The sequence below is a fragment of the Psychrobacillus sp. genome (assembly GCF_032154225.1).
Taxonomy (GTDB): Bacteria; Bacillota; Bacilli; order Bacillales_A; family Planococcaceae; genus Psychrobacillus.
In genome coordinates, this window is sequence record NZ_JALDYF010000008.1 from 82,005 (window position 1) to 99,962 (window position 17,958).

Here is a 17,958-nt window from a genome sequence, read left to right on the forward strand (position 1 = left end):
AATGCTTTCTATTAATTCAAAAAGAAAGGAGGGAAATGAGATTCTTAGCACTTTATTATCTTCTAAAATAAACATACCTTTCAGCACGGCAGAAGCTTTGGAAAGACCTAGATTATACGATAATTTCAGCAACAGTACGCTTAAAAAAATAACGATTCTTCGTGCACCTGCGGGTTATGGAAAAACAACACTTTTAAGTCAATGGCTCAAACAGACAGAGGAACCAATCGCTTGGCTATCAATCGATCGTGCAGACAATGATCCGATTCGGTATTGGACATTCCTTTTCCAAGCAGTAGCTAAAACCTGTCAATCAGATGTTGATAAAGTAATCGCGCCACTTTTGCATTCACGAGACGCAGCTACATATGAATTTTTAATCGACTCCTTTTTAAATGAAATTAGTGTTACTGAAAAAGCCTTACATATTGCGATTGACGATTACCATTTAATAGAGAATGATACAATTCACCAAATGATGACTAGGTTAATAGAACATCTACCTGCACATGTACATATTTATTTAGCTACTCGGACTGTCCTTCCATTGCCAATTGCTAAATGGCGAGTAAAACAATGGGTACAAGAATTCAATATTGAACATTTACGTTTTACTTACCAAGAAACAAAGCAATTTTTTTCCTTAAAAAATTCAACTTTCGTCAATCAACTACAGTTACAAGATATCCAAGACAAAACAGAAGGATGGATAGCTGGATTATTGTTAACGAATCTAGCAAATGTAAATGAAACACACCCAAACAGCGAACTAGATCAACCGTTTGTTTCTGAATTTTTATGGCAGGAAATTATCCACAGTCTCCCACAGGAAACACAGGATTTTCTATTACGTACATCTTTATTACACGAATTAGAACCTGCTATATGTGACCAATTAACAGGGAGAACAGATAGCGCAGAACTTTTGGCTTATTTAGTAGAAAAAGGACTTTTCACAGTACGCATTCAATTTTCGAAACCTGTTTTTCGCTACCATCATTTATTTGCAGAAGCTTTACAAGCGGAGCTTTTTAAACAGTATTCTTCTCAGGAAATAAAGCTAGCTATTGAAAAAGCTGCGCAATTAATTTACATGCAAGGGTATTACGTTTCCGCTATTGAACTAGCATTGAAACATAAACTTTATGAACAAGCACAGCTTTGGATAACAAAACACCTTATCGAGATTTCATCATCAGGACAAACTGCTACTTTCATGCGTTGGTTGCATCAGCTTCGAAGTAATCACCTTACAGTTCCTTATGAAATGCTTATAATAGGATTTCAAAATGCCATTACAATAGGAGAAATTGAAACTGCAAACTCGCTTATGCAAGAACTAGAGATGCGTCAACAAACGGAACAGTGGATGGAACAAAAGGAACATGCGGCAATGGCAAGTATTTTTGAAAGAGCAAAAGCTTATGCGATTGTTGCGTTAGGTGGGGATTTAAAAGCGGCAAAAAAAATCTTGAGAAAACAGCTTACTAAACAGTACGAGGCCTCTCATTGGGATAAAACGCCAGTTATCTATAATAGTTTTGAATATAAGCTTTTACGAACAAGTTTAGCTTCGAAAGGAAAATTGCCTTCCATTGAGGAGTCCGAAGATGTTGCTAAGCTATTTCGGGATACAGATTTCAACACATTATACGTTACTCCGTTCATCTGCGGAGTTTTCGCTGAAAATTTATATGAGCGGAATTTTTTAGAAGCTGCTCAAAAGGAGCTTGAAATGGTCATCCAATTAGGCCATCAATCTAATGATCCCGGTTTATTTATCCCAATGTACTTACTAAAAGCAAAAGTTTATGTACAACAGAAACAAATAAGTTCAGCTCATGGGCTGTTAATAGAGGTAATTGAAAATGTTTCCGAAAAACATTGGAGGACATCCCTTCAAATCATGCAAGCATATTGCTATATAGCTGGTGGAGATATTCTAAATGCAGAAATGCTCCTACAAGCAACAAAATCCAAACAACCTTTTTGGATGTTAGTGTATGCACGTTTATTGTTAAAAAAGGAACAACCTAACGATGCCTTATCTATTCTGATTCAAGTGAAAACAAAAGCACTGCAAGACCAGCAAATAGCAACAATTTTGGAAGCTACGGTGCTTGAAGTAATTTGCCATAATCGATTAGGTAATACACAAATCGCTTTAGATATTTTACATGAAGCATTAGTGTTGGCAGAAAAATTTTACTACGTTCGTACTTTTTTAGATGAGAAGGAAATAATTCCTCTTTTAGATACCTATTTCAATTTGGAGATACTTGAAACGAAATGGGATGCTATTCCGACGCATTATTTTAGCTATCTCCAAGAAAATATCGAGACAAGTCCTGTTATAAACAAATTACTGACACCTCGTGAAAAAGAAATTTTCGATATTTTAACAGAAGGTTCCTCCAACTACGAGATCGCACGCCAGCTTCAACTATCGGAAGGAACCATTCGTGTTTATTTATCAACTATTTATAGAAAACTCGGCGTCAACTCTAGGGCAAAAGCAATTCTTCTGAAGAAGCAATGAAAAGAACGCTCTGTATTCCTGTCATATTTCAATAAAAGTTCTTCCCTCTTTTTCCTTTAGAATATATAAACGCTAATAAAAAACAGAATCCAAAAACAGATAAGGAAATCACAACATATATAAGAAGACCCATAAATCTCCCCCTTTTTACTATTTATAATATCATTTTTTCAATATAAAAAGCTCAATCCTTCAAGAGAGGATTGAGCTTTTTTAGAACTTATTCTTCGTTCATGCCGATGCAACGTTCGCATTCATATAAGGATGATTCTACTTGCTCGTTAATCACGCATCCACATTCACGACAATGTTTTGTGTTTACATCTTGAGTAGCTATTATCATGCAAATCCCCTCCTCATTTAGCTAATTTTTTCGTAACCAGGTAAAGTAAGAAACTCGATAAAATCATCTTTATTAATTAATGAAAGAAATAACTCCGCTGCTTCACCATAGCGACCAGTGGTGTAGTTTTCATTACCAAACGTACTTTTTAACTTATCTAATTCTTCCTGTAATATTTCTTGCACTAGCTCTTCGGTGATTTTGCGACCATCCGTGATTTTTCCTTTTGGATGGCGTATCCATTGCCACACTTGAGTCCGTGAAATTTCCGCAGTTGCAGCATCTTCCATCAAATGATTAATCGGTGCTGCTCCATTTCCTCGTAGCCATGAAGCTATATATTGAACCCCTACACTACAATTTAAACGAAGCCCTTCTTCTGTAATAGAACCTTTTGGAATTTCCAATAAATGCTCTGCCTTTACTAGCACATCTTCTCGTTTACGATGAATTTGGTTAGGTGTTGGCATTTGCTCATCGAATTCTTTCCACGCTACTGGCACTAAACCTGGATGCGCAACCCATGTTCCATCATGACCATCCGTCGCTTCTCTACGTTTATCTTCCCTCACTTTGGCAAACGCCGCTTCATTCGCAGCTTCATCATCTTTGATCGGAATTTGCGCTGCCATCCCACCAATTGCAGGTGCATTCCTGCGATGACATGTTTGGATGCATAGTTGTGTATACGCTCTCATAAATGGGGAGGTCATCGTCACTTGGCCACGATCCGGCAAAATAACATTTGGTTGATTGCGAAGACGTTTAATATAACTAAAAATATAATCCCAACGACCACAATTCAACCCCGCCGAATGATCTCGCAGCTCATATAAAATCTCATCCATTTCAAACGCAGCCATAATTGTTTCTATTAAAACAGTCGCTTTAATCGTTCCATTTTGAATACCTAATTGCTGCTCCGCAAAAACGAAAATGTCATTCCACAATCTTGCTTCTAAATGACTTTCAAGCTTTGGCAAATAAAAGTAAGGGCCTGTTCCGCGTGCTAATAGCTCTTTCGCATTGTGGAAAAAATATAATCCAAAGTCGAAGAAACTTCCTGCAATAGGTTCACCATCGATGAGTATGTTTTTCTCTAACAAATGAAAGCCTCTTGGACGAACCATCAACACTGCCGTTTCCTCATTTAAGCTATACTCTTTTCCATTGTCTTGCTTAAAAAAGATTGTTTTGCAAACAGCATCTCGCATATTCACTTGCCCTTCGATCATATTGCCCCAAGTTGGTGACGTGGCATCTTCAAAGCAAGCCATAAATGTTTTCGCACCAGAGTTTAAAGCATTTATGACCATTTTGCGATTCACAGGTCCAGTTATTTCTACGCGGCGATCTTGCAAATCATGAGGAAGTGGAGCTATTGTCCAATCTCCCTCTCGAATTCCCTTTGTTTCTTGTAAAAAATCGAGCGTGTCACCTGCGTCAAGCTGTTGCTGACGTACTTGGCGAGCTGCCAATAGCTCTTTTCTTCTATTATTAAACAAGTAATGAAGAGAAGACACAAAATCGAGAGCTTCCGCTGTTAGTATTTCTTTACTCTCGTCTGTTTCTCTTCCTACTATTTCAATCTTTTTAGCAGTTGTTTGTTCCATCTATCGTAACCTCCCACCCATAGGATTTATCAAGCAAATTGAGCGACTTCTGTAGAGCCTTTCATTGCCGTAGTTGAAGATGTTCCTCCTGAAATTACTTGTGACACATCATCAAAATAGCCTGTTCCTACTTCACGTTGATGCTTAGTAGCAGTATATCCTTTTGCTTCATTCGCAAATTCTGCTTGTTGAAGTTTAGAATAAGCAGCCATTCCATTTGTTTTATAATCATGTGCAAGCTCGAACATACTGTGGTTTAGTGAATGGAAGCCTGCAAGTGTTACAAATTGGAACTTATAGCCCATTTTCCCGAGCTCCACTTGATATTTTGCAATGGTTTCCTCATCTAAATTTGCTTCCCAGTTAAATGAAGGAGAACAATTATAGGCAAGCATTTTCCCTGGAAATTCTGCATGAATAGCATCTGCAAATTGCTTCGCTTCTTCTAAACTAGGATGAGACGTTTCGCACCAGATTAAATCAGCATAAGGCGCGTATGCTAAACCGCGTGCAATTGCTTGCTCAATTCCTGGTTTTGTGCGGAAAAATCCTTCTGGAGTTCTTTCTCCTGTTATAAATGCATGATCTCGTGGATCAATATCACTTGTTACCATATCTGCCGCATCTGCATCTGTACGAGCGATTAATACAGTAGGTACGCCAGAAACATCTGCAGCTAAACGAGCTGAGATTAAATTACGGATCGCATTTTGTGTAGGAAGTAAAACTTTTCCACCAAGATGGCCACATTTCTTTTCCGAAGCAAGTTGATCTTCTAGATGCACGCCAGCTGCTCCAGCCTCAATCATTCCCTTCATTAATTCGAACACATTGAGAGGGCCACCGAATCCTGCTTCTGCATCTGCAATAATTGGTGCGAACCAGTCAAACTGATCTTCCCGTCCCTCTGCTTGGTCTATTTGATCTGCACGTTGTAATGCTTGATTGATACGCTTCACAACTGCCGGAACACTGTTTGCCGGGTAAAGACTTTGATCCGGATACATTTGACCAGAAAGATTTGCATCTGCTGCAACTTGCCAGCCACTCAAGTAAATTGCTTGAAGTCCAGCTTTTACTTGTTGCACTGCTTGATTTCCGGTTAGAGCTCCAAGCGCATTAATAAAATCTTCCTCATGAAGCGAATTCCATAAACGCTCCGCTCCTTTGCGGGCTAGCGTATGCTCGATTTGCAAAGAACCTCTCAGTTTAATCACCTCTTCTGGTGAATAAGGGCGTTCGATTCCCTTCCAACGATTTTCTTGGTTCCACTCCATTTGTAATTTCTCCACTTGCTGTTGTCTCGTTAACATACTCCACACACCTCTCGATTTTTTGAAACTGTCTGAAAAATACAACTTTTACACTGTTCCATAACAGTTCGTTTTCTTGTATATTAATATATAACAGATAGAAGGTTTTTGTATCGAGATTTGGATAAGTGACCTTTTTTGAAAGATGAAATCAGAATAGGATGGACAAATGATAATTGGAGGGGAATCGATGGAAATATCAAAGGAGCAATTAAAGCAATACAGCACTTTATTGGAAGAATGGATCCCGAAAGAAGCATCTATCGCTATAGCGGTGGGCGATCAGTATGTTTATTACTCTGCAGGAGAACATGACTTACGATTAAAGGAAGGACAAAAGATTCAAGCGGGAAGTATAGCAGATGCTGTACTAAAAAAAGGAATTCGAACAGAAGCCGTGATGAACGATACATTATTTCAAGTCCCTTATTACGGCGTTGGCTATCCGATAGACATTCAAGGAGAACGAGGTGCACTTGTCATCATTTTACCTCCTAAACACGCCTTGCAAAATGCCGCTCCTTATCGATTCCTAACAGGCAAGCAAGAAGAAGAGTGGCGACCAATTCCCATTGAAAAAGTCTCTTACATGGAAAGTCTCCAGAAAAAAACATGGTTTTATGCAAATAAAGAGCCGTATAAAATAAATATTCCTTTAAAAGAACTACAACAGCGACTGCCAGACAATTTTTTGCGTATTCATCGCTCTTATATAGTAAACGTTTCATTTATCGATCGAATTGTCCGAGATTTTTCCTCCAATCTGTTAGTCCTTCTTCACGATGGCACAGAACTACCAGTCAGCCAGTCATATATTCCGGAGGTGAGGAGTGCTTTGGGGTTTTAGCCGTTTTTTTGCTACGCGCAACATTTGAGAGCTTACTCGCAATATATAGACAATTTCTCGCAACATTATTTTCGGGTGGCGCAATATTATGGGCTGTTCTCGCAAGTTTTTCGCTATGCGCAACATACTTCATTCAAAAAACGAGCTTCGCCATTTATTGTGGCAGAGCTCGTTTTCTTAAGATGTTTTCTTTATTCTCCTATACACCAAATATGGACCGAATGGAATAAATGCTGCAAGAAATGCAACTATAATACGCAAAATGGACCATCGATTAAAAATAGCTGCAAAAATAATGGAGACTGCATACAAAATAAATAAGAAACCATGCGCTGCTCCAACAAAACTAACCGGTTCTGGTATGTCCATCCAATATTTTAACGGCATAGCAATCGCTAAAAGAATTACATATGACAAACTTTCGATATTCCCTATAACTCTAAAAAGATTTAAGGTTTTTTCTTTCCAACTCGTCTTTAACATGTGACCAGCCTTTCTATTTTTCACAATTTACTATAAGCTTTTTGACCTTGCTCCTAAAGTTAGTACTACAATTCCGCCCAATAAAAACAATATTCCAATCCAAGACGTTACACTAAGCGCTTCTCCAACGATAAACACACCTAACAAAGCCGCTGTTGTCGGTTCCGCTAAAGATAACGTCAACGCAGAAGACGCAGGAATTTTAATAAGCCCTCTTCCATATAACACATATGCCACACTCGTTGTTGCAAGGCCTAAGTATAATACAACGCCAACATTACTTGTTTCCTGTAGCCAGCTAACATCATATAAGAAGAAAAACGGCATTAACATAACTGCACTTGTTGAAAAAGTCATTGCGATAACTGGAATCGTCTCTTCTTTTTTCAATAAAGATTTACTAGCAATCGTATATATTGCAAATCCAAGCCCAGCAATAAGTGAATATAGGACGCCGACTGGATTGATCGTAATTTCACCTTTATTCATGAATAAAAATAAACACCCAGTAATAGCGAAAGACGTCGATATTCCCCAAACTTTAGTTGGTTGCAGTTTTAAAAATACCCACTCAATTATTCCGGAAAATACGGGCGCGCTTCCGATTGCCACTACACTTGCAATGGCTACTCCTGTTAATCGAACAGAAGAGAAAAACAATAGTTGGAAAAGTGATATACAAATTGCAGCATAAATTGTTTCTTTCCAGGGCCATGTTTTGAATTTTATTTTATTTAGTAGTACCATAAAAATTAATAAAGAGAACCCACCAACTGTGGAACGACTTGCGCTAATAACAAATGGATGAGCGCTTTCTGGTAAAAAGGTTTGTGCAGTTCCTGTCGTTCCCCAAAGAATTGCACCAAGTAAAACAAGTATGTATGGAATAATAGCCAAGTTTTTCACTCCTTTAGGAAATCTTTGCGTTAACTTTCAATATAGCACATATTGAGATAGTCACAATCGTATCTTATACTATTAAGGATAGGAGGCTTTTACATGTATATGACAGTAGAAGAAACTGCGATTTATTTATCGATGCCCGTTGAACAAGTAAGGCGGTATATTGCGGAAAAAAAAATCCGTGCCGTTTACAATGGGGAAGACTTTTACGTAAATAGCAACCAATTTCAAACTCACTTAGAGCAAGTGGAAGACCTGAAACGCCAAATAGATGAATGGCGAAACACGCCGATTCCTGATGACATTGACGTCAAAGATGAAGACTAACTAACGCAAAAAGGACTTTCTCCGAATGAGGAGATTGTCCTTTTTTTGTCAGAAGAGGATGGGCTAATGGTTTTCCAAATAAATGCTCTAAAATTTCCAAATAAAAAGTATTCTACCCCCTCAAATCAATCGACATAATACATATAATCCATTTTATTACACACTTTGAACCGATTAAGTAACTATTTCACACAAAAGCACCTAATGATAAAAAAACAGGACAATCCTCTACAAGTAGGGATCATCCTATCACTTCTCTTACATCAAATCGTAATAAAGAATCCTGCACGCTTCCCGATAATTTCTGCATAGTCTTCTACCATAACACTTGCAGTTGGGTACATTCCTGCTCCAGGACCAACTAATGTAAGCGTACCGATATAATTTGTATCTAGTGATACAGCATTGTTTACTCCTTCTATCGCATATAAAGGATGATCTGGACCTACTAGCTGCGGACCGACAGAAGCAAATAGCTCACCGTTTTCGTCTTGTGTAATTTCTGCTACATGGCGATAACGCAGTCCTTCTTTTTTTGCTTTTTTCACATCTTCTAATGAAATTTCCTCGATTCCATCTACTCGGACATCATTCCAATTTGGCTGTTTGCCGAAAGCAAGTGCACTTAAAATCATCAATTTTCGGAAAGCATCTTGACCAGAAACATCATTGTACGGATCTGCTTCTGCATAACCAAGCGCTTGCGCTTCTTGAAGAGCATCGTTGAACTGACATTCATCTAAACGCATTTGCGTTAAAATGTAGTTAGATGTTCCATTTAAAATTCCTTGAATTTTCTTTACTGTATTCACTTGAAGTAAATTTTTCAGCGTTTTAATAACAGGAACTCCACCAGCAGTTGTTGCTTCATATCCAATAAAGACTCCGCGTGATTTTGCACGCTCTTGAAGTGGAATACTATATTTAGAGAACATCACTTTATTCGCCGTAATGACGTGACATCCTTTATCAATCGCTCTACATAAGTAACCATAGGCTGGCTCTTCATTGACAATAGCTTCAAAAACGACTTGAAGTCCTGGAATATTAATAATGTCCTCAAAATCATCTGTTACTAACACACCCGGTGTTTCTGGTCTATCCTTCGCTAAGTTATTAATAAGAATGGCACTGATCTCGATGTCCAAGCCCAATGACTTTTTCAAATCCTCTTTTTTCTCGTTAACGATATGATAGATTCCTTGACCAACTGTTCCAAAACCTAAAATTGCTGCTTTAATTTTCGCCATGCTTTCTCCTCCAAATGAATCAGTACAATTGAGCTTCTAGAATACATACTCTACTAACATCCTGATTGACTATTTTACATATTGTAGACTATTTCTGCCCAATTAACAACAAAATTCTATACAGAGAGGACATTTGTTTTTCTGACAAGTACTTTATCGAGCGCATTTTGTAAATCTTCTACTGCCTCAAGCCCTACAGACAAGCGGATTAAGTCTTCTGTGACGCCCGATTTCACTAGGTCTTCTGCTGTCAGTTGCTGATGTGTTGTCGAAGCAGGATGAATAATTAATGATTTGGCATCCCCTACGTTCGCTACATGTGACCATATTTCTATATTATCAATGACGTGGCGACCCGCTTCCCTTCCGCCTTTTACTCCAAAGTTTACGATTGATCCAAAGCCGTTTTGCAAATACTTTTTCGCTAGTTCATGGGATGGATGGTCCTCTAACCCTAGATAATTTACCCACTCTACCCCTTCATGATTTGCTAAGTATTCTGCAAGTACTTGCGCATTTTCGTTATGCTTTGGTACTCGAAGGTGAAGCGTTTCTAAACCTTGTAAAAGTGAAAATGCACTTTCTGGACTTAATGCCGGACCAAAATCACGAAGTAGTTGTACGCGTAATTTAATCGCAAATGCTACATTCGGTACATCGATTCCATAGCGTAAGCCGTGGTAAGTCACGTCTGGTTCTGTAAATCCAGGGAATTTGTCTGAATTCCAATTAAAATTTCCACCATCGACTACTACGCCACCTATCGTCGTTCCATGTCCACCAATCCATTTCGTTGCAGAATGAATAACGACATGTGCACCATGTTTGATTGGCTGAACGCCATATGGTGTAGCGAATGTGTTATCAACTAATAGTGGCACTCCTACTTCATTGGCAACTGCTGCTACTTTTTCTACATCTAATATATTTAAACTTGGATTTCCGATAATTTCAGCAAAGATTCCTTTTGTTTTATCCGTCACAGCTGCTCGGAAATTTTCCGGATCCGTAGAATCAACAAACTTTACTGTAATGCCGTAACGAGGTAATGTATGTGCGAATAAATTAAAAGTACCACCGTATAAGTTTTCTGCTGCAATAATTTCATCGCCTGCTCCTGCAATATTCAAAATCGAAAATGCGATAGCTGCCATTCCTGAAGATAAAGCAACTGCAGCTGTTCCACCTTCTAATAGCGCAACTCGTTGTTCAAATACATCAACCGTTGGATTACCGATACGTGTGTAAATATTCCCTGCTTCCTTTAATGCAAAAAGGTTTTGTGCATGCTCTGTGTCGCGAAATACAAAAGAAGTTGTTTTGTGAATCGGAACTGCTCGTGAACCTGTGATTGGGTCTGACTGTTGACCACCGTGTAAAAGTAGTGTTTCTGGTCGAAGATTTGTCATTTGAATTCCTCCTGTAAAGTAGTTTAGATGGATGCTTTGGGAGGCGGGAGAGGATTAATTGAACAAACAAAAAACCCCTCTTCGCTTAAGAAGAGGGGTGCAGTTTCGCATGTTCCTCCTCTTATCTTCCAAATTCATAGCATGAATTTGTAGGAATTAGCACCTTTTCAAGTTCAAAACTTGTTGGTTGCCGGGCATCGTAGGGCCTAGTCCCTCCGCCACTCTTGATAAGAGTATTAGATTCAGTTTTCCATCTTGTTACACAGTATAAGATTTTACGAATCTATTCGTCAAGTGTTTTTTATAAAAATTCTGAAACTTCTTTGTTTTACGTACGTTACAATATATGGGGAAGTTTTTTAATGGAGGTGAGGCAATGACAATTTGGATTATTAGTGCAATTATTATTAGTTATTTAGTTGGATCGGTTCACGGATCGAAAATTGCTCAATTTTTTAGCGGAATTAATGTTAAAAATGAAGGGCTAAAAAATTCTGGTGCTTCTAATGCAGCTATCGTTCTCGGTTTGAAATACGGCATACTAGTGGCGATGATTGATATTTTGAAAGGTGTTTTTATCGTAATAGGCTTCCGCTATGCTACTCAGCATTTTGCAACGTTTACGGAAGCAGAACAGGCAATGATTCTTTATTTAGCTGGCGCAGCTGTGATTTTGGGACATAACTTCCCCATTTTCACTCGTTTTAAGGGAGGAAAAGGTACTGCTTCTATTATTGGCATATTGCTTGCAATTAATTGGCCAATCGGACTTATCGGATTTTTATTATTAGTAGTTACTACTTTGTTAACGGATTATTTATTAATCGGCGTATTTGTTTTTTATTTCGTTTTCATTGCATCGTCGATTTGGTTTGCAGCAGGCTCAGCACCCGTGATTATTGCTTGCTTCTTATTTATAATGGCTAGCTTACTGCATATAGAAAACTTCAAGCGACTGTTTCGTAATGAAGAGATGAAAATTTCAACATTTTTGAAGCGGAAGAAACCAGCTGCTTAATAGAAAAGAGTGAACGAGATGAAAAAAAGAATGAGGTGGATTGTGGTTATTCCTTTATTAGTTACTGCTTCTACTGGAATTGGTTTATGGGTTCTCACTAGCTACTGGCTTAACGATGGACTCGAACCAAAAGCAGACGGCACGAATGAATATGCAATTGTGCTCGGAGCAAAAGTGAAAAAAGGGAATATCCCTTCGCTCGCATTACAATATCGACTGGAAACAGCACTAGCGTACGCTATTGAAAATCCACATGTGAAAATTGTCGTGTCTGGTGGACAAGGATCGGATGAAGATATTGAGGAAGCTGTAGTAATGAAAAATTTCCTCTTGGAAAATGGGATTCCAGAAGATCGACTCATTGTTGAAAATCAGTCGACTTCTACTTACGAAAACTTATTGTTTTCCCAGGAAATATTGCCGGATAATGTGAAATCGATAACAATTATTACGAGCGACTACCACTTGAAGCGTGCGAAAGTTCTCGCTGAAAAGATTGGTTGGGATGCTGACGTTGTAGCAGCCAAAACTCCAAAAGTGGTGGAGATGAAAGTGCGCTTACGCGAACGTGCGGCGTTGCTGAAGACTTATATTGTAGGGAAATAACTCCGAATTTGTTCGGAGTTATTTTTTGTTGGAATTCAAAGTCTCCTAATGAAACTTCATTCTATTCCCTGTTCTTTCAAAATGGCTATAAATTTATTCAACTTCCAAAGTAAATCTAAAACTACATCAATCTCTAGCAGTTTGTTTTAATAGGATGGCCATATGTCATTCTCAATTATCCACGAGAAAAGAAAATTTTTTTCAAAAAAAGTGATAATCTTATAGAAATCTATGAAGACAAATTAATTACAAAAATGATATACAAGGAATATAAAATATATTTCAAACCTAACAATAAAAAGTAAGCGTAAGTTTAACGCTTACAATAAAAACATACCCATTAATTAACTAAAAAAATTGTAACCACCTATATATTGCTTTGATTCATTTTCATCATTTCTTTCATCTCTATGATGTAGAACAAACTTTTTATTACAGACAATACGGTGTTGTTTATCGGTACGGCTGCGACTTCCGCGTTAACAGTACTAGTAGGGAAGAGCCCGACATACGTCAGACTCTTACTACAACTTATTTATTGTTTAATCTCTTTTTGCGATCTATAACAAAACTCCAGACTACTAATATTAATATTACTACTGATACGATCTTTACAGCTAATTGATACTCATAGTGTGAAAAGAGAACAAAAAACAATGTTAATACTCCAATAACAATAGGATATTTAATAAATTTTTCCGCATTATCCCTTTCTTTATATGCATAAATAAAAAGCAAAAATGCACAAATTATATACCCAAACATTATTTTATCCGCTCTCCTCTCCCTTACATTGGCTTATCGCTAAACCACCACGAACCAGTTGTCCCTTTGAACGTCCATGTCGGTGATGTATAGATACCTATCTTAAATTTAGCAGAGACTACTCCATCTTGATATCTTAATGCTGTTTGATAGGAACCATATCCCGTAGGTACAGCTTCTTTAGTCTTGTATAACTTGTACGTGATTTTACCACCTAACATATCTCCCATAAGAGTTGTTGCAAAACTAAAACCAAAACTTGTTAAATAGGCCTTAACACTGGCTAACACTGCTGGCACAGTAATACCCATTCCAGTTAATATTGCTACTCCTACAACAATTAATGCAGTTGTGTAAATAGCTGCCTTACTAAGATCTCCACCCAGATTTTGTAAATCATAATTATAAGTTGCTACATATACAGGATCATATGCTCCCCTTACTAATTGATTTCTTTTTAACAATTCTTCTTCAACTTCCACCGTTTTATGAACTACTTGACCAAGATTTTCACCATCAACAATTAGTTCACTTGTTTTAGTATCAATTACTAATAATATTGGGTTACCTTCACTATTAGTAGTTTCTATTTCTATTTTATTACCTTCTAAAACCTTAAATAGTATTTTTTCTCCAGTCCCATCTAGAACCTCTTTCTCTACTTCCTTTAAATATGATTCTAAATCAATATTCTCTGAAAAATTCGAACCAAATATTTCGTAATTAGAAACCTGTGATTGAAACTCTGCTGATACCTTATTATTTAATGATAAGCTTGAAAGAATCAACACAAAAGATAAAGTTAAACAAATTAATCTCACTATACTAAATTTTTTAGACATTCTTTTTCCTCCTTTTTATATCTGAATACATTCAATCATCTTTCAACTAGAGATATTTAATTAGGCATTTAGTAAAATTATTACTGTCAAATGAAGAATACTAAATTCTTTATAAATATCAACTACTAATAAAAATGAGATTCTCTTTTTTTGAAAATCAATTTTATCCTACTCAGAAATGATACATAAGAATTAAAAAACTACCGACAAACAAAAGGTGAAACATTGTAAATAAGACTAACTAGCTGATATAATCCAAATATCGACAAGTACTTGTATCCATTCCACTATTCAAATCCCCACCTTTCTCCAATAACTATAAAGGATAAATCAAATTACACGACAAAATATTCCATATGGAATAAAAGAATAGGGAGATGAATATGTATTTTGGAAAAGAATTTAGAAAGATTCGACAGAATAGAGCATATAGCCAATCGGAAGTAGCAAGCAGCATTATTTCACAAAGTGCCTATTCTAAATTTGAAACTGGAATAAGGGATATAGATGCTAGCATCTATCTCCAGTTGCTTAATCGGTTGAATATTTCAGCGGAAGAATTTGATTATGTTCGGAACGGTTATAGTTATGGACGAAAACAAAATCTTATACATAAATTATTTTCGATAAATTACAATCATATGGAACTCCTACGAAGTTTAAAACAACAAGCAGTCAATTTTTTAGAGGAACAGTATGATCAGGATATAAAGAAGGTTTACTTGATATGTGAGGCATTTATTCAAATCCACGATACAAAAGATATAGAAAAAGCTCAAAATATAGTAGATCCTATCTGGCGAGATATGTCAAAATATGAACAATGGTATCTAAACGATATCCGTATTATCAACACCATTTTATTTTTATTTCCAGTAGATATTGCGATTAAGTTCACAGAAACAATACTAATAAGATTAGATACATATAAAGACTTTCGGGATGCGCCGAGATTAAAGATAGCATTTAAGATTAACCTTTCTTTGTTACTTATAAAAAATAAAGATTATGTAATAGCACTTAAAATTATCGAAAATTCACTTCAATATGCAAAAAAAAGAATGGATTATTCCCTTTTGGCCCTCCACTTCTCAAGAGAAGCTATTTGCAAAGCTAATATACAGGGAGAAGGATCATCAGAGCCCTTGAAAAAAGCACGGCAACTATTAACGTTCTATGAAGATTACGACTATTGGGAACGTATTCAACAAGAATTTAATCATTATACTTCTTGAGAAATTGATGGTCTTGTGAAACTAGTCGTGTCTGGTGGACAAGGATCGGATGAAGATATTGAGGAAGCTGTAGTAATGAAAAATTTCCTCTTGGAAAATGGGATTCCAGAAGATCGACTCATTGTTGAAAATCAGTCGACTTCTACTTACGAAAACTTATTGTTTTCCCAGGAAATATTGCCGGATAATGTGAAATCGATAACAATTATTACGAGCGACTACCACTTGAAGCGTGCGAAAGTTCTCGCTGAAAAGATTGGTTGGGATGCTGACGTTGTAGCAGCCAAAACTCCAAAAGTGGTGGAGATGAAAGTGCGCTTACGCGAACGTGCGGCGTTGCTGAAGACTTATATTGTAGGGAAATAAAAATATGACTCCAAGCGACTTTGGAGTCATATTTTTTGTTGCTTATTTTTGAATTGCTCCTGTTACCGTGGTACATAATTTATCTTCTGACATAAATAGAGTATTTTATCGGATTTTCAAATCCTAATCTTTCTGCCATCTTTATTGATGCTACATTATTTATATCGCAATCCCATTTAGGATTTATCCTTTTTTCAATACAGCGTTCCATAAAAATCTCTGCTACTTTTTGACCTAATCCCATTCCTCTATACTTTTCCTGAGTTGTAATATCAATCTCAGCATATTGTGGAGAGCAAAATATAGAAGTGCATTCACTCACAACGGTTTCGCTATGTAGAAGACAATAACCAAAACCGTTTTCAAGAAATTTTGAAACAGATCCCCAATACTCATTAAAATAAGATTCATTAAAATCAATGCTTTTAGTAATTGTTTTTTCATCCATTTCTACTAATGTAAATTCTTTTGGGATTTCACTCTTTTTTATAGAAGAGTAAGTTCCCTTATTAAACTGAAAAGAATATCTGTATATTTGCTTTAATTCTTTTCCAAATAATTCATTTATAGCTTGGTCCCATTTCTGTGATGGAGAAAATAAAGTAAATCGCTCATTCGCATTTTTTCTGATGTTATAGTTTTCTTTAAGTAATTGATAAAAATCTTTGTTCATTTCATCTCCAGCAACAACAAAAATACCTGAATCGGTTCTGATTAATAGGCTTTTCTCCAACTCATCCAAATAAAACTGTCCGTTAATATATTTGTTTAATATTGAATATGCAAATACTGGGTAAATTTCCTCATCATTATTTTCAAGTAATTTTATAACCTCTTTCAAATTTTCATTCATTACATTTATTCCCCTATTTTTTCTTATGATAACCTTTTTCCCCGTATGGCTGTAGCTGCTCCATCCATTTCGTCAAAAGCTTTTCTAGTTCTTTCTTTTCATCCATATACTCATTTTCAGGTTTTTTCAACACTTCCACTGGAGCAATTTCAAACCCCTCTTCACCATATTTTTTCCACTCTTCTTGAAGCACACGATTTGTATGCGTGCCTGTTTCCAATGTAAATCTGGTGCCATTTAATGTTTTGAAATTTCGAGTAGATGCTACAAATTTTTTACCATTTTGCTTATTCGTAATGGCATAGATACCACCTTCTACTTTAACCTCTTTGAATTCTTGCTTTAGTTCCTTTTTACGTTCCATATTCACTCAACCTTCTCTTTAGTTTTTCACCCAATATGAACTACAATCATCTTTTCTATCTAAAAAACCATACTCTATTAAATAACGTCTTAAAGTGACGAAGTCAGCATATATATTTTTGAGTACTTCATTTATTTCTTTTTCGCTATACATCTTTTCATGTTCAAATTGCTTAATAATAACGCGTAACGTCGCCAATTTTTGTTTTTCTTTTCTAGGGAATTTTAATAAGAGCCCATCTAGAAAAAACTTCTTTTCTACATCTGCTTGTTCTTCTTGCGTCATGTTATATCGATCGTCTACCATCGTCGCATTTTTATGAACGGCTAAGAAAGTAGGTGCATGCTCATCTTTTTCTGTTAACAGCTCCATCATCGTTAAGAAAATTTTTGCTTGGCGTTCTTTTTCCTTTAAAACAAATCGATGATTTCTAATTGTCGAAGCACTGCCGATACCTAGCTCCTTCTGAATGTCGGTATCGCTCTTCCCTTCATAAAATAAGCGCAACAAGCTATTTTGATGATCTGTTAACCCTGTAATTTTTTTATTTAAGCTTATTAAATAATGAAACATCGATTCATGCTCCAGTTCAATATGCGTTTTCATAAATCGCTCTGCTTCCAATAAAACGTTATTATGCGGATAAATAATCCCTTTTTCCACTTTTTCACTGCAAATCAAACAAATAAAAGCATCTTTTTCTTCAATAAACCCTTTTTTCAACTGTTCTATACTAGCATTCCAAAGTTCTTCCGAATTTGACATTTCATAAACACAACCATTCATTGTTTGTTAATTTATAAACATAATATAATATTGTTTGTAAATAGTCAAACACCAAAAAATACAGTTGCAATTTTTCTGAAAATAATGAACAATTAA

General features: G+C 36.4%; 18 protein-coding genes and 1 riboswitch. Of the genes, 7 read left to right on the forward strand and 11 right to left on the reverse strand.

The window, feature by feature from the left end; all coding sequences use genetic code 11:
• Positions 1 to 97: 97 nt before the first annotated feature.
• Positions 98 to 2,539 carry a winged helix-turn-helix domain-containing protein gene (locus tag RUH95_RS12380; RefSeq protein ID WP_313893186.1) on the forward strand — a complete coding sequence of 814 codons (2,442 nt, stop codon included), beginning with the start codon at positions 98 to 100 and terminating at the stop codon, positions 2,537 to 2,539.
• Between the two features lie 220 nt (positions 2,540 to 2,759).
• Here RUH95_RS12380 and yhfH read toward each other — a convergent pair whose 3' ends face one another.
• The 3 genes from yhfH to aceA are packed head-to-tail and all read right to left on the reverse strand — an operon-like array spanning position 2,760 to position 5,808.
• Complete coding sequence (gene yhfH, locus RUH95_RS12385) at positions 2,760 to 2,882, reverse strand: protein YhfH (RefSeq protein ID WP_313893187.1); 123 nt, start codon at positions 2,880 to 2,882, stop codon at positions 2,760 to 2,762.
• Between the two features lie 17 nt (positions 2,883 to 2,899).
• Positions 2,900 to 4,495 carry a malate synthase A gene (gene aceB, locus RUH95_RS12390; protein WP_313893188.1) on the reverse strand — a complete coding sequence of 532 codons (1,596 nt, stop codon included), beginning with the start codon at positions 4,493 to 4,495 and terminating at the stop codon, positions 2,900 to 2,902.
• Positions 4,496 to 4,524: 29 nt separating this feature from the next.
• Positions 4,525 to 5,808, reverse strand: coding sequence for an isocitrate lyase (gene aceA, locus RUH95_RS12395; RefSeq protein ID WP_313893189.1), 1,284 nt, complete (start codon positions 5,806 to 5,808; stop codon positions 4,525 to 4,527).
• Positions 5,809 to 5,998: 190 nt separating this feature from the next.
• Between aceA and RUH95_RS12400 the strand changes: the two genes are divergently transcribed.
• Positions 5,999 to 6,655, forward strand: a complete 657-nt coding sequence (locus RUH95_RS12400) for a LytR/AlgR family response regulator transcription factor (protein ID WP_313893190.1) — start codon at positions 5,999 to 6,001, stop codon at positions 6,653 to 6,655.
• A 177-nt stretch (positions 6,656 to 6,832) separates the two neighbouring features.
• On the opposite strand, the gene RUH95_RS12405 is transcribed toward RUH95_RS12400, so the two are convergent.
• Together RUH95_RS12405 and RUH95_RS12410 are read right to left on the reverse strand one after the other, a co-directional pair.
• A complete protein-coding gene (locus RUH95_RS12405) occupies positions 6,833 to 7,138 on the reverse strand; it encodes a DUF3817 domain-containing protein (RefSeq protein WP_313893191.1) in 306 nt (101 codons plus the stop codon).
• A 30-nt stretch (positions 7,139 to 7,168) separates the two neighbouring features.
• Positions 7,169 to 8,029: a DMT family transporter gene (locus RUH95_RS12410; protein ID WP_397469505.1), complete on the reverse strand. Its 861-nt coding sequence runs from the start codon at positions 8,027 to 8,029 to the stop codon at positions 7,169 to 7,171.
• Between the two features lie 108 nt (positions 8,030 to 8,137).
• Here RUH95_RS12410 and RUH95_RS12415 point away from each other — a divergent pair, with 108 nt between their 5' ends.
• A complete protein-coding gene (locus RUH95_RS12415; RefSeq protein ID WP_313893193.1) occupies positions 8,138 to 8,368 on the forward strand; it encodes an excisionase family DNA-binding protein in 231 nt (76 codons plus the stop codon).
• 263 nt (positions 8,369 to 8,631) lie between these two features.
• Here RUH95_RS12415 and RUH95_RS12420 read toward each other — a convergent pair whose 3' ends face one another.
• Complete coding sequence (locus RUH95_RS12420; protein ID WP_313893194.1) at positions 8,632 to 9,618, reverse strand: homoserine dehydrogenase; 987 nt, start codon at positions 9,616 to 9,618, stop codon at positions 8,632 to 8,634.
• 116 nt (positions 9,619 to 9,734) lie between these two features.
• A complete protein-coding gene (locus RUH95_RS12425; RefSeq protein ID WP_313893195.1) occupies positions 9,735 to 11,027 on the reverse strand; it encodes an O-acetylhomoserine aminocarboxypropyltransferase/cysteine synthase family protein in 1,293 nt (430 codons plus the stop codon).
• Positions 11,028 to 11,145: 118 nt separating this feature from the next.
• Positions 11,146 to 11,261, reverse strand: a riboswitch (SAM riboswitch).
• Positions 11,262 to 11,403: 142 nt separating this feature from the next.
• Here RUH95_RS12425 and RUH95_RS12430 point away from each other — a divergent pair.
• Both RUH95_RS12430 and RUH95_RS12435 read left to right on the forward strand, forming a co-directional pair.
• Entirely contained in the window at positions 11,404 to 12,045 is a 642-nt protein-coding gene (locus RUH95_RS12430) for a glycerol-3-phosphate acyltransferase (RefSeq protein WP_313893196.1), read from the forward strand.
• Between the two features lie 18 nt (positions 12,046 to 12,063).
• On the forward strand, positions 12,064 to 12,651 hold the full coding sequence (locus RUH95_RS12435; RefSeq protein ID WP_313893197.1) for a YdcF family protein: 588 nt from the start codon (positions 12,064 to 12,066) through the stop codon (positions 12,649 to 12,651).
• Between the two features lie 788 nt (positions 12,652 to 13,439).
• On the opposite strand, the gene RUH95_RS12440 is transcribed toward RUH95_RS12435, so the two are convergent.
• Positions 13,440 to 14,258, reverse strand: coding sequence for a hypothetical protein (locus RUH95_RS12440; protein ID WP_313893198.1), 819 nt, complete (start codon positions 14,256 to 14,258; stop codon positions 13,440 to 13,442).
• Between the two features lie 383 nt (positions 14,259 to 14,641).
• On the opposite strand from RUH95_RS12440, the gene RUH95_RS12445 reads away from it, so the two are divergent.
• A complete protein-coding gene (locus RUH95_RS12445) occupies positions 14,642 to 15,493 on the forward strand; it encodes a helix-turn-helix domain-containing protein (RefSeq protein WP_313893199.1) in 852 nt (283 codons plus the stop codon).
• 15 nt (positions 15,494 to 15,508) lie between these two features.
• Positions 15,509 to 15,859, forward strand: coding sequence for a YdcF family protein (locus tag RUH95_RS12450; RefSeq protein ID WP_313893200.1), 351 nt, complete (start codon positions 15,509 to 15,511; stop codon positions 15,857 to 15,859).
• Between the two features lie 79 nt (positions 15,860 to 15,938).
• On the opposite strand, the gene RUH95_RS12455 is transcribed toward RUH95_RS12450, so the two are convergent.
• Genes RUH95_RS12455 through RUH95_RS12465 form a run of 3 tightly spaced genes read right to left on the reverse strand, consistent with a single transcriptional unit; the run spans position 15,939 to position 17,841 of the window.
• Entirely contained in the window at positions 15,939 to 16,712 is a 774-nt protein-coding gene (locus tag RUH95_RS12455) for a GNAT family N-acetyltransferase (RefSeq protein ID WP_313893201.1), read from the reverse strand.
• Positions 16,713 to 16,725: 13 nt separating this feature from the next.
• Positions 16,726 to 17,076, reverse strand: coding sequence for a GIY-YIG nuclease family protein (locus RUH95_RS12460; RefSeq protein WP_313893202.1), 351 nt, complete (start codon positions 17,074 to 17,076; stop codon positions 16,726 to 16,728).
• A gap of 18 nt (positions 17,077 to 17,094) precedes the next feature.
• Positions 17,095 to 17,841: a DUF2087 domain-containing protein gene (locus tag RUH95_RS12465; protein ID WP_313893203.1), complete on the reverse strand. Its 747-nt coding sequence runs from the start codon at positions 17,839 to 17,841 to the stop codon at positions 17,095 to 17,097.
• Between the last annotated feature and the right edge of the window lie 117 nt (positions 17,842 to 17,958).